The organism is Pseudomonas sp. SGAir0191, assembly GCF_002812565.2.
Classification (GTDB): domain Bacteria; phylum Pseudomonadota; class Gammaproteobacteria; order Pseudomonadales; family Pseudomonadaceae; genus Aquipseudomonas; species Aquipseudomonas parafulva_B.
Genome location: NZ_CP025035.2, coordinates 4341789 through 4355117 on the forward strand (window position 1 = coordinate 4341789; position 13329 = coordinate 4355117).

6 protein-coding genes, 2 tRNA genes and 3 rRNA genes are annotated in these 13329 nt (G+C 56.1%); 1 reads left to right on the forward strand and 10 read right to left on the reverse strand.

All coding sequences use genetic code 11. The features are described 5' to 3' along the window. Nucleotides 1–31: 31 nt before the first annotated feature. Nucleotides 32–1570 (reverse strand): murein biosynthesis integral membrane protein MurJ, encoded by a 1539-nt coding sequence (gene murJ / locus CWR53_RS19415; protein WP_058603172.1) that lies wholly within the window; start codon nucleotides 1568–1570, stop codon nucleotides 32–34. Nucleotides 1571–1820: 250 nt separating this feature from the next. On the opposite strand from murJ, the gene rpsT reads away from it, so the two are divergent. After that, the gene (gene rpsT / locus CWR53_RS19420; protein WP_023533220.1) at nucleotides 1821–2099 is read left to right on the forward strand and encodes a 30S ribosomal protein S20; all 279 of its coding nucleotides are present in this window, start codon (nucleotides 1821–1823) and stop codon (nucleotides 2097–2099) included. 128 nt (nucleotides 2100–2227) lie between these two features. Here rpsT and CWR53_RS19425 read toward each other — a convergent pair whose 3' ends face one another. From CWR53_RS19425 to CWR53_RS19465, 9 genes are all read right to left on the reverse strand, one after another. Then, entirely contained in the window at nucleotides 2228–4528 is a 2301-nt protein-coding gene (locus CWR53_RS19425; protein ID WP_100852683.1) for a PqiB family protein, read from the reverse strand. Beyond that, nucleotides 4521–5144 (reverse strand): paraquat-inducible protein A, encoded by a 624-nt coding sequence (locus tag CWR53_RS19430; RefSeq protein WP_058603173.1) that lies wholly within the window; start codon nucleotides 5142–5144, stop codon nucleotides 4521–4523. Before CWR53_RS19430 ends, CWR53_RS19425 begins: the two co-directional genes overlap by 8 nt. Continuing rightward, nucleotides 5131–5790: a paraquat-inducible protein A gene (locus CWR53_RS19435; protein ID WP_058603174.1), complete on the reverse strand. Its 660-nt coding sequence runs from the start codon at nucleotides 5788–5790 to the stop codon at nucleotides 5131–5133. Before CWR53_RS19435 ends, CWR53_RS19430 begins: the two co-directional genes overlap by 14 nt. Before the next feature lie 216 nt (nucleotides 5791–6006). Next, a 5S ribosomal RNA gene (rrf, locus tag CWR53_RS19440) occupies nucleotides 6007–6122 on the reverse strand. A gap of 134 nt (nucleotides 6123–6256) precedes the next feature. After that, nucleotides 6257–9149 (reverse strand): 23S ribosomal RNA (locus CWR53_RS19445). 250 nt (nucleotides 9150–9399) lie between these two features. Next, nucleotides 9400–9475: transfer RNA gene (locus CWR53_RS19450), tRNA-Ala, on the reverse strand. 24 nt (nucleotides 9476–9499) lie between these two features. After that, nucleotides 9500–9576, reverse strand: a tRNA-Ile gene (locus CWR53_RS19455). A gap of 85 nt (nucleotides 9577–9661) precedes the next feature. Continuing rightward, nucleotides 9662–11197, reverse strand: a 16S ribosomal RNA gene (locus CWR53_RS19460). The 16S, 23S and 5S rRNA genes sit together here with 2 tRNA genes alongside, the layout of an rRNA operon. 603 nt (nucleotides 11198–11800) lie before the next feature. Beyond that, entirely contained in the window at nucleotides 11801–13294 is a 1494-nt protein-coding gene (locus CWR53_RS19465) for a CoA-acylating methylmalonate-semialdehyde dehydrogenase (protein ID WP_058605263.1), read from the reverse strand. Nucleotides 13295–13329 lie beyond the last annotated feature (35 nt).

Below are 13329 nucleotides of genomic sequence, written 5' to 3' on the forward strand. Positions count from 1 at the left end.
CGAAAAACCGACGCCTGACGCGCCCGCCGCCTCAGTGCAAGGCTTTGCGGGCGAACTGCCGAGGCCGGAAACCGCACAGGTACAGGCAACCAAAGTAGGTGACGACGCCCGCCATGATCAGCGCCATCAGCCGCATCAGTCGTTCAAGCATGTTCCCCTCGACCCAGGCCGGCAGGTAGTGCATGCCGGCCAACAGGACACCGGACATCAGGCTTGCCGCCAACACCAGCTTGAGCAGAAAAACGGCCCAGCCCGGTTGCGGCTGGAACAGCTGCTGGGTGCGCAGTTTCCAGAACAGCAGGCCGGCGTTGAGGCAGGCGCCAAGGCTGATGGCCAGGGCCAGTCCGGCATGCGCCAGCGGGCCGATGAGCACAAGGTTGAACAGTTGCGTGCAGACCAGGGTGAAGACGGCAATCTTCACTGGCGTGCGAATATTCTGCTGCGCATAGAAGCCCGGCGCCAGCACCTTGACCATGATGATTGCCAGCAGACCAACGGAATAGGCGATCAGCGCCTGCTGGGTCATGGCCGCATCGGTCGCGCTGAATTTGCCGTACTGGAACAGGGCCACGGTCAGCGGCTCGGCAAGGATCGCCAGCCCCAGCGTACACGGCAGCACCAGCAAAAAGCACAAGCGCAGGCCCCAGTCGAGGATGCGCGAGTACTCTTCCCGGTCCTTGTTGGCGTAGGTCTTGGCCAGGGTCGGTAGCAAGATGGTGCCCAAAGCGACGCCCAGGACACCAGACGGAAGTTCCATGAGCCGGTCTGCGTAATACATCCAGGAGACAGAACCTGCCACCAGGAACGAGGCGAAAATAGTATTGATGATCAGCGATATCTGGCTCACCGAGACGCCGAGGATGGCAGGGAGCATCTGCTTGAGCACCCGCCACACGCCTGCATCTTTCAGGTTAAGCCGCGGCAACACCAGCATGCCGATCCTTTTCAGGGCCGGAAGCTGGTAGAGCAGTTGCGCCAGGCCACCGGCCAGCACGCCCCAGGCCAGCGCCATGATCGGCGGATTGAAATACGGCGTGAGCAATACGGCGAACACGATCATCGCCACGTTGAGCAAGGTCGGCGTGAAGGCCGGCACGCTGAAGCGGTTCCAGGTGTTGAGGATGGCGCCCACCAACGATGACAGCGAGATCAGCAATATATAAGGAAAGGTGACCCGCAGCAGGTCGGTGGTGAGCTGGTATTTCTCGGCGTTGTCGACGAAACCAGGCGCCGTGGCCCACACCACCCAGGGTGCGGCCAGTATGCCGATGCCGGTCACAACGGCCAGTACCAGCGTCAGCAAGCCGCTGACGTAGGCCACGAAAGTACGCGTGGCCTCTTCGCCCTGCTGGCTTTTGTATTCGGCAAGAATGGGCACGAATGCTTGGGAGAACGCCCCTTCGGCAAAGATGCGGCGCAGCAGGTTGGGTAGCTTGAATGCAATGAAGAAGGCATCGGTGGCAACGCCGGCGCCGAAAATACGCGCCAGGATGGTGTCGCGGACAAAGCCCAGCACCCGCGAAATCATGGTGATCGAGCTTACCGCAGCCAGGGATTTGAGCAGGTTCATCGAAAAGATTCACGCCAATGACAGTGGACGCTGCCAGAGCGCGCCCGAATGTGCGATACTCCCGCGCCTTCGCAGGGGAGCCAAAAATTCCCGAGTGTACAGGTCGCGCAGCAGAAAGGAATCTTTCCCGCTTGTTGGCGCACCGCTCGGCGGAACCTTGCAAGTGGCCTTGACATCCGTCCGACTGATCGGCATGATTCGCGGCCTATTTTGTTTGCTATTTACCTAAAGTCTTTCGAGGAGCTCGACGGTGGCCAACTCACCTTCCGCCAAGAAACGTGCAAAACAGGCTGAGAAGCGTCGCAGCCACAACGCCAGCCTGCGTTCCATGGTCCGCACCTACATCAAGAATGTAGTTAAAGCCATTGACGCAAAAGACGCCGAAAAAGCGCAAGCCGCTTACGTTCTGGCTGTACCTGTAATCGACCGTATGGCCGACAAAGGTATCATCCACAAGAACAAGGCTGCTCGTCACAAAGGCCGTCTGAATGGCCACATCAAGGCGCTGAAAGAAGCTGCAGCTGCCTAAGCGACGCGCTAGTCAAAAAACCGACCTCAGGGTCGGTTTTTTTATGCCTGCGTTTTGTGAGTTTCCCGGTTCGCGGCTCAACGCACGCTCTGAAAAGTTGCAGGGCCGCATGGCGGCCCTGCCCTGTATCACTTGGCGATCTGGATCTTGGGTGCCCACTGCAGCCATTCGTCTTCGGCTTTTTCGAACAGCGGAAAGGTTTGCCTTGGCCGAGCCGGGGTGCCCATGCGTTCACCCTCGGGCGTCGCGAAGGCGATACCGCCATCGATCAGTGTTTCCAGCGACTCCGTGCGCACGGTGGCGCCCTTGAACAAGCCCCAATCGAAGCCGAAGCCGCTGCTGTTCCAGAAGCGGCTGCCGCTACGTACCAGGCTGGCATAACGTGGCTCGATCAGAATGTGGATCAACACCCTGTCGGCACTCTGCCCCAGTTCGACATCGGTCACCTTGCCCACCGCCACCTCGCGGAATGTCACGGGCACACCGGGCTTGATGGAGCCTAGCCGAGGTGCGCTGAGGGTCACTGGCAAACCCACTTCGGGCCCCGCAACCTCGGGCGCTTCGGCCAGTGCGATGAAGTCACGCTGAGGGCCCCTGTCCTTGATCGCAGGCTGTACCTCCAGGTACTGCCCGCCTACCAGCGTGTCGAGGTTTTCGGTGCGCACCAGGCCGAAGGATGGCTTGACCACCCAAAACTGAGTGCCGGCACGGGCAATGCGCTCTGCCGCTTCGGTAATACGCGCCTTCAACAGCACTGCGTCCATGTCCTTGGTAAGGTCCACACTTTCTACACTGCCCACATCCAGCCCCCGGAAGCGGATGGCGGTGCCTGGCTTGAGCCCATCGGCACGCTCCACGCGGATCGTGATAAGGGTACCGGCACGATTGGCTGCCTCCTGGCTCTCATGCAAGCGGAAACGCGGGATATGGCGCTTTAGCGGCACATTGGGCCGTGGCGTATCGAAGGCAATGCCGCCTGCCATCAAGGTCTGCAGGGATTCACTCTTGATCTTGATGCCAGACAGGCCACCGGTGAGGGTAATACCACTGGCGTTCCAGAACCGTGTCGAGCCGTTTACCAGTTTTTCGTATTCTTTCTCGATGTGCACACCGATCAGAATGCGGTTGCTGTCACGGGCGAACTGATAGCTTTGCACGCTACCTACCTTCACCTGCTTGAAGATCACGGGGCTACCTACTTCCAGGGAGCCCAGGGTATCTGCGAACAGCACCATGTGCAGGCCCGGCGCCTTCAGGTCCAACGGCGGCGCTTTGGCGCGCGCTTCGAACTCGCGCTCAGGGCGAGCGCCTTTCTCGCCAGGGCGGATGGCAATGTAGTTACCCTTGACCAGCGCTTCCAGGCCCGTGATGCCCGCCAGGGAAATGGAAGGCTTGACCACCCAGAACTGGGTGCCATCAACCAGGTAGTCTTCGGTCAATGGGTCCAGCGTCAGCTCGGCGGTGGCGCTGGATAGGTTGTCTTCCATTTTCAGGGTCTTGAGAGAGCCCACCTGGATACCTTTGTACATGACGGGCGTACGGCCTGCCTGCAAGCCCTCGTAGTCGCTCAGCTTTACCTTTACCCGAATACCGGCCTGGGCTGCATCGAAGTCCTCGTACAGGCGAAATGGCAGGCTTGGGTCAGTGGGCGGGCTGTCCTTGCGGTGCTCTGGCGTGGCAAAGGCGATGCCGCCGGCGACGATACTCGACAGCGACTCGCTGCGCACCTTGACCCCCGACAGCGAGGCGTCGATGCTGACGCCGCTGGCGTTCCAGAAGCGTGTGTGCTTGCGCACCAGACTCGCATAGGCCGGCTCAATGAAAATCTTCACCTCGACCGTGCTCTGGTCTTCGGAAAGCCGGTAACTCTTCACGCGGCCGACCTGGATTTGCTTGTAGAAGATCGGGCTGTCTTTATTGAGCGACCCCAGGCGCTCGGCCTTGAGGGTCAGGTGCAAACCAGGCTCGGAATCCGACAGGGGCGGTGCCACCTTGAGCGCGGTGAACCGCTTGGTGGGCTCCCCTTCTCCAGGGCTGACGGCAATGTAGTTACCAGACACCAACGTCTCGAGGCCGGATATGCCTGCCAGGCTGACGCTCGGCTTGACCAGCCAGAAACGCGTGCCCTTGTTCAGATGCCCTTCGGCCGCCTGGTTCATCTCGATGGTAGCGATGACACCCTGATTCTCGCCCTCTGCATCCAGCACCAGGCTCTTGACCTTGCCGACCGGCATGCCTTTGTAGATGACTTCGGTCTTGTTGGCGACGATGCCTTCGCCCGACTCGAAACGCACCTCGATCTGCACGCCAGCCTCACGGTAAGCCTGCCATGCGAGCCAGCCTCCGATCATCAGCGCGATCAGGGGCAGGATCCAGATGGCCGACCAATTGGAGGCAGGGCGGGTTTTAGCCGTTGGCAGGTCACTCATGGTCGTCATCCGACTCCGTGTTATCCCAAATCAGTCGGGGATCGAAAGTCAAAGCAGCAAGCATTGTCAGGATCACCACAGTTGCGAAGGCGACAGCGCCCAGATTGGCTTCGACATTGGCTATCCTGCCGAAATTCACCACTGCCACCAGAATGGCGATGACGAAAATGTCGAGCATGGACCAACGTCCTATGAATTCGATGAAACGGTACATCCAGATCCGTTGACGCGCCGACAGGGGCTGCCTGCGCTGCACGGAATACAACAGCAGGCCGATCCCCACCAGCTTGAACGTAGGCACGAGGATACTGGCCGTAAATACCACGGCCGCAATCGGTACCATGCCGTGCTTGAGCAGGGCAATGACGCCCGACATGATGGTGTCGGGCGTGCCTTGACCGAATGAGCTGACGGTCATGATCGGCAGCACGTTGGCCGGAATATAAAGAATGGAGGCAGCGATGAGCAGCGCCCAGGTGCGCATGATGCTGTTCGGTCGACGCGGATGCACCCTGGCACCGCACCGCGTGCAGGTTTGGGATGCGTCGCCTGTGGCTTGCCTGTTCAGTTCATGACACTCGTTGCAGACAACGATACCTGCATCAATCGCCCGCATGCGGGTCCTCCCCCGATAATGCACTCCAGACCTGGTGCGGTGACATGACGACCTCCAGCCAGACCTGAATCAACAGCAGGCTGATGAAGCAGAACAGCCCAACCCCTACGGTAAGTTCTGCCAGGTCCACTAATTTGACGATAGCCACGAGCACGCCCATGAAGTAGACCTCGAGCATGCCCCAGTCACGCAAGTGGTGATAGGTCCTGTACAGCAATAACCCTAGCCTGCGCCCTGTGTTAAGCCGAATCGCCAGCAAAACGACCAGCTGACACATCAGTTTTGCCAGCGGTATGGCCATGCTGCACAGGAAAACCACGATGGCCACCCCCTGCATGCCCGAATCGTACAACCCCAGTACGCCGCTCCAGACGGTGTCGTCCGATGTCTGGCCTAGCAGATGCAACTGCATGATCGGCAGGAAATTGGCTGGGATGAACAGCGCGAGCGCCGTCAGCACCAACGCCAGGCTGCGATTGACCACATTATGCCGGTGCGCATAGAGCTCGTAGCCGCAGCGTGGGCAAAGCGCTTTTTCACCGGGGTGAATCACAGGTTTGCGTAAGAGTAGATCGCATTCATGGCATGCGACCAGGTCTTCGAGTGGCAGATCAGCCAGCGTTTCTGGCTCGACGGGGTTGGACATAGGACGCTTCTGAGTAAGTGCGTGGGGTTATTCTAGTGATCTTATGGAGGGCGGCATAGGCTGGGGATACAGCTTCGAATGGCCCGGCGATCTAAATTTGGATTCTTGCCGATCAGGGAGGGGTGGCTTGAGCGACAGGCAGGCTTGGAAAATTTTTTTGACGCCCAAAGACAAAACCCCTACCTGCATACGCAGATAGGGGTTTTGCGAAATGAATCTTGACGATGACCTACTCTCACATGGGGAAACCCCACACTACCATCGGCGATGCATCGTTTCACTACTGAGTTCGGGATGGGATCAGGTGGTTCCAATGCTCTATGGTCGTCAAGAAATTCTGTAGCCAGAATGTCCTGTTGGACAGCCCAGCGAATTCGGATATGTGATATTTGCGATGCGTTGCGAACTTTCGGTTCATGTCATCTTCACCACCGCAATCTGCAGGAGCAAATTGCTTGGGTGTTATATGGTCAAGCCTCACGGGCAATTAGTATTGGTTAGCTCAACGCCTCACAGCGCTTACACACCCAACCTATCAACGTCGTAGTCTTCGACGGCCCTTTAGGGGATTCAAGATCCCAGTGAGATCTCATCTTGAGGCAAGTTTCCCGCTTAGATGCTTTCAGCGGTTATCTCTTCCGAACATAGCTACCCGGCAATGCCACTGGCGTGACAACCGGAACACCAGAGGTTCGTCCACTCCGGTCCTCTCGTACTAGGAGCAGCCCCTCTCAAATCTCAAACGTCCACGGCAGATAGGGACCGAACTGTCTCACGACGTTCTAAACCCAGCTCGCGTACCACTTTAAATGGCGAACAGCCATACCCTTGGGACCGGCTTCAGCCCCAGGATGTGATGAGCCGACATCGAGGTGCCAAACACCGCCGTCGATATGAACTCTTGGGCGGTATCAGCCTGTTATCCCCGGAGTACCTTTTATCCGTTGAGCGATGGCCCTTCCATACAGAACCACCGGATCACTAAGACCTACTTTCGTACCTGCTCGACGTGTGTGTCTCGCAGTCAAGCGCGCTTTTGCCTTTATACTCTACGACCGATTTCCGACCGGTCTGAGCGCACCTTCGTACTCCTCCGTTACTCTTTGGGAGGAGACCGCCCCAGTCAAACTACCCACCATACACTGTCCTCGATCCGGATAACGGACCTGAGTTAGAACCTCAAAGTTGCCAGGGTGGTATTTCAAGGATGGCTCCATGAGAACTGGCGTCCCCACTTCAAAGCCTCCCACCTATCCTACACAAGCAAATTCAAAGTCCAGTGCAAAGCTATAGTAAAGGTTCACGGGGTCTTTCCGTCTAGCCGCGGATACACTGCATCTTCACAGCGATTTCAATTTCACTGAGTCTCGGGTGGAGACAGCGCCGCCATCGTTACGCCATTCGTGCAGGTCGGAACTTACCCGACAAGGAATTTCGCTACCTTAGGACCGTTATAGTTACGGCCGCCGTTTACCGGGGCTTCGATCAAGAGCTTCGCTTGCGCTAACCCCATCAATTAACCTTCCGGCACCGGGCAGGCGTCACACCCTATACGTCCACTTTCGTGTTTGCAGAGTGCTGTGTTTTTAATAAACAGTCGCAGCGGCCTGGTATCTTCGACCAGCAAAAGCTTACGGGGCAAGCCCTTCACCTTCGCCGGCGCACCTTCTCCCGAAGTTACGGTGCCATTTTGCCTAGTTCCTTCACCCGAGTTCTCTCAAGCGCCTTGGTATTCTCTACCTAACCACCTGTGTCGGTTTGGGGTACGGTTCCCAGTTATCTGAAGCTTAGGAGCTTTTCTTGGAAGCATGGTATCAACCACTTCATCGCCTAAAGGCAACTCGTCATCAGCTCTCGGCCTTGAAATCCCGGATTTGCCTAAGATTTCAGCCTACCACCTTAAACCTGGACAACCAACGCCAGGCTGGCCTAACCTTCTCCGTCCCTCCATCGCAATAACTGGAAGTACAGGAATATTAACCTGTTTTCCATCGACTACGCTTTTCAGCCTCGCCTTAGGGACCGACTAACCCTGCGTCGATTAACGTTGCGCAGGAAACCTTGGTCTTTCGGCGTGCGAGTTTTTCACTCGCATTGTCGTTACTCATGTCAGCATTCGCACTTCTGATACCTCCAGCAAGCTTCTCAACTCACCTTCACAGGCTTACAGAACGCTCCTCTACCGCATCACCATAAGATGATACCCGTAGCTTCGGTGCATGGTTTGAGCCCCGTTACATCTTCCGCGCAGGCCGACTCGACTAGTGAGCTATTACGCTTTCTTTAAAGGGTGGCTGCTTCTAAGCCAACCTCCTAGCTGTCTAAGCCTTCCCACATCGTTTCCCACTTAACCATGACTTTGGGACCTTAGCTGACGGTCTGGGTTGTTTCCCTTTTCACGACGGACGTTAGCACCCGCCGTGTGTCTCCCATGCTCGGCACTTGTAGGTATTCGGAGTTTGCATCGGTTTGGTAAGTCGGGATGACCCCCTAGCCGAAACAGTGCTCTACCCCCTACAGTGATACATGAGGCGCTACCTAAATAGCTTTCGAGGAGAACCAGCTATCTCCGAGCTTGATTAGCCTTTCACTCCGATCCACAGGTCATCCGCTAACTTTTCAACGGTAGTCGGTTCGGTCCTCCAGTCAGTGTTACCTAACCTTCAACCTGCCCATGGATAGATCGCCCGGTTTCGGGTCTATACCCAGCGACTAAACGCCCTATTAAGACTCGCTTTCGCTACGCCTCCCCTATTCGGTTAAGCTCGCCACTGAATATAAGTCGCTGACCCATTATACAAAAGGTACGCAGTCACCTAACAAAGTAGGCTCCCACTGCTTGTACGCATACGGTTTCAGGTTCTATTTCACTCCCCTCTCCGGGGTTCTTTTCGCCTTTCCCTCACGGTACTGGTTCACTATCGGTCAGTCAGTAGTATTTAGCCTTGGAGGATGGTCCCCCCATATTCAGACAAAGTTTCTCGTGCTCCGTCCTACTCGATTTCATTGATAAGAGATTTTCGTGTACGGGGCTATCACCCACTATGGCCGCACTTTCCAGAGCGTTCCACTAATCTCAAATCAACTTAAGGGCTGGTCCCCGTTCGCTCGCCACTACTAAGGGAATCTCGGTTGATTTCTTTTCCTCAGGGTACTTAGATGTTTCAGTTCCCCTGGTTCGCCTCTTGCACCTATGTATTCAGTACAAGATAACCAGCTTGTGCTGGCTGGGTTCCCCCATTCAGAGATCTCTGGATCACAGTCTGTTTGCCGACTCCCCAAAGCTTTTCGCAGGCTACCACGTCTTTCATCGCCTCTGACTGCCAAGGCATCCACCGTATGCGCTTCTTCACTTGACCATATAACCCCAAGCAATCTGGTTATACTGTGAAGACGACATTCGCCGAAAATTCGCACGTTGCTCTTACGAGCAGAACTCACAAATTTTACCTTAGCCTGAATTCCAGCAGTGAAACTGGTCTTCAGTCTATTTCTATCACATATCCGAATTTTTAAAGAACGATCTGACAAAAGTCAGAAATCAACATTCACACCGGAATGTTCATTTCTGTGTTCTGAACAGTGCTGCAAACCTGAAGCCTGAAGGATTGGTGGAGCCAAGCGGGATCGAACCGCTGACCTCCTGCGTGCAAGGCAGGCGCTCTCCCAGCTGAGCTATGGCCCCGTATTCTACGGCTGAACCAAGTAATGGTAGGTCTGGGCAGATTTGAACTGCCGACCTCACCCTTATCAGGGGTGCGCTCTAACCAACTGAGCTACAGACCTATAACAGGGTCGCTTTACAACATCGTCTTTTACAATGAATCAAGCAATTCGTGTGGGAGCTCATCAGCAGGCTGATGTCGTCGATTAAGGAGGTGATCCAGCCGCAGGTTCCCCTACGGCTACCTTGTTACGACTTCACCCCAGTCATGAATCACACCGTGGTAACCGTCCCCCGAAGGTTAGACTAGCTACTTCTGGTGCAACCCACTCCCATGGTGTGACGGGCGGTGTGTACAAGGCCCGGGAACGTATTCACCGCGACATTCTGATTCGCGATTACTAGCGATTCCGACTTCACGCAGTCGAGTTGCAGACTGCGATCCGGACTACGATCGGTTTTGTGAGATTAGCTCCACCTCGCGGCTTGGCAACCCTCTGTACCGACCATTGTAGCACGTGTGTAGCCCAGGCCGTAAGGGCCATGATGACTTGACGTCATCCCCACCTTCCTCCGGTTTGTCACCGGCAGTCTCCTTAGAGTGCCCACCATAACGTGCTGGTAACTAAGGACAAGGGTTGCGCTCGTTACGGGACTTAACCCAACATCTCACGACACGAGCTGACGACAGCCATGCAGCACCTGTGTCAGAGTTCCCGAAGGCACCCATCCATCTCTGGAAAGTTCTCTGCATGTCAAGGCCTGGTAAGGTTCTTCGCGTTGCTTCGAATTAAACCACATGCTCCACCGCTTGTGCGGGCCCCCGTCAATTCATTTGAGTTTTAACCTTGCGGCCGTACTCCCCAGGCGGTCAACTTAATGCGTTAGCTGCGCCACTAAAATCTCAAGGATTCCAACGGCTAGTTGACATCGTTTACGGCGTGGACTACCAGGGTATCTAATCCTGTTTGCTCCCCACGCTTTCGCACCTCAGTGTCAGTATCAGTCCAGGTGGTCGCCTTCGCCACTGGTGTTCCTTCCTATATCTACGCATTTCACCGCTACACAGGAAATTCCACCACCCTCTACCGTACTCTAGCTTGCCAGTTTTGGATGCAGTTCCCAGGTTGAGCCCGGGGCTTTCACATCCAACTTAACAAACCACCTACGCGCGCTTTACGCCCAGTAATTCCGATTAACGCTTGCACCCTCTGTATTACCGCGGCTGCTGGCACAGAGTTAGCCGGTGCTTATTCTGTCGGTAACGTCAAAATTGCAGAGTATTAATCTACAACCCTTCCTCCCAACTTAAAGTGCTTTACAATCCGAAGACCTTCTTCACACACGCGGCATGGCTGGATCAGGCTTTCGCCCATTGTCCAATATTCCCCACTGCTGCCTCCCGTAGGAGTCTGGACCGTGTCTCAGTTCCAGTGTGACTGATCATCCTCTCAGACCAGTTACGGATCGTCGCCTTGGTGAGCCATTACCTCACCAACAAGCTAATCCGACCTAGGCTCATCTGATAGCGCAAGGCCCGAAGGTCCCCTGCTTTCTCCCGTAGGACGTATGCGGTATTAGCGTTCCTTTCGAAACGTTGTCCCCCACTACCAGGCAGATTCCTAGGCATTACTCACCCGTCCGCCGCTGAATCAAGGAGCAAGCTCCCGTCATCCGCTCGACTTGCATGTGTTAGGCCTGCCGCCAGCGTTCAATCTGAGCCATGATCAAACTCTTCAGTTCAATACTGCTTGGGTTTTTAAGAAACCCTAAACTTGGCTCAGCAATCTCAAATGACTATGTGATTTCTCGCATGGTCACTTGTGATGCTGATAATCTTTTTGACTATCAGTCCGTACTCACAAGCACCCACACGAATTGCTTGATTCGATTTGTTAAAGAGCGTTTGGCTGAGAGCGTTTCGCCTCAACCGAGGCGCGCATTCTACGCTTTCCTCATTGCCTGTCAAGCGTTTATTTTGAAGTTTGTTTCGAGAAACTCGTTCAACTTCAAACACTTGACTCGCTTCGATCTCTCGTAGCGGGAGGCGAATTCTACAGCGTTTCAACACGCTGTCAACCTTCTTCTCAACCGCTGCCGATCTGTTCGATCGTAACCCTTACAGCACCACCCGAACTAGCTAACTCATTGAATCTCAAGGAGTTTCGCGTTCCGATGTCGCTGGAAGTGGGGCGCATTATAAGGGGATTCGAAACCGCGTCAACCATTAATTTCATGTATTTGAAATGCTCTGGCCGTGGGCTGGGAAGGCGCCGCTGATGGATGAAGCACTACGTTATATAGAAGAAGGAGGCCCCATGGCCTCCTTGCTCCCCAACAGCACGCTTACAAACTAGGGAATGCGAACTGCGATGCTTCATGGCTGGCCCGCTGCGGCCAGCGTTGAGTAATGGCCTTGCGCCGCGTGTAGAACCTCACGCCGTCTGGCCCGTAGGCATGCAGATCACCAAACAGCGAACGCTTCCAACCGCCGAAGCTGTGATAGGCCACAGGGACCGGCAGCGGAACGTTAACCCCTACCATGCCTACCTCGATTTCATCGCAGAACAACCGCGCCGCTTCACCGTCACGGGTAAAGATGCAGGTACCGTTGCCGTACTCGTGATCATTGATCAGTTGCATGGCCTGCTCGAGGCTGTCGACCCGTACTACACACAACACCGGCCCGAAGATCTCTTCCTTGTAGATGCGCATTTGCGGGGTCACTTTATCGAACAAGGTGCCGCCGACGAAATAGCCCTCTTCATTACCCGACACGCTCAAGCCGCGCCCGTCCACCACGAGCCTGGCGCCCGCCGCCACGCCTTCATCGATGTAGCCAACCACCTTGTCGCGAGCCGCCGCCGTGACCAGCGGCCCCATGTCCAGGCCGCACGATGTGCCCGCACCGATCTTCAGTGCCTTGATTTGCGGCTCAAGCTTGGCAATGAGCGCATCGGCCACCTGGTCACCCACGCACACCGCGACCGAAATGGCCATGCAGCGCTCACCGCACGAACCATAGGCAGCCCCCATCAGCGCACTGACGGCATTGTCCAGGTCGGCATCGGGCATCAGCACTGCATGGTTCTTCGCGCCGCCCAGTGCCTGGACGCGCTTGCCACGCTTGGTACCCTCAGCGTAGATGTACTCGGCAATTGGCGTAGAACCCACGAAGCTCAACGCCTTGACCTCCGGCGCCTCGATCAGGGCATCCACCGCTTCCTTGTCACCGTGCACCACATTGAGGATGCCCTTGGGCAAGCCCGCTTCCAGCAACAGCTGGGCGATGAACAGCGTCGAGCTGGGGTCACGCTCCGACGGCTTGAGGATGAATGCGTTGCCGCACGCGATTGCCAGTGGATACATCCACAGTGGCACCATCGCCGGGAAGTTGAACGGCGTGATCCCCGCTACTACCCCCAGCGGTTGAAAGTCGGACCAGGCGTCGATGTTGGGGCCCACGTTTCGGCTGTACTCGCCCTTGAGCAATTCAGGTGCAGCGCAGGCGAACTCGACGTTCTCGATACCACGCTTCAACTCCCCGGCGGCGTCTTCCAGGGTCTTGCCATGCTCCTCGCTAATCATTTGTGCAATTCGCGCTTCGTTCTGCTCGAGCAGTTGCTTGAAACGGAACATGACTTGGGCGCGCTTGGCCGGCGGGGTGTTGCGCCAGGCCGGGAACGCGGCCTTGGCAGCATCGATGGCTTGCTGCACGGTCGCACGACTGGCCAGTTCGACCTTGCGAATGGCCTGGCCAGTGGAGGGGTTGAACACATCGGCGGTGCGCTCGCCCTTGGTAACCAGGTCACCGTTAATCAGGTGCTGAACAATGCTCATGTAACACTCCAGATAGAAAAAGGCGTGGCAGGCGT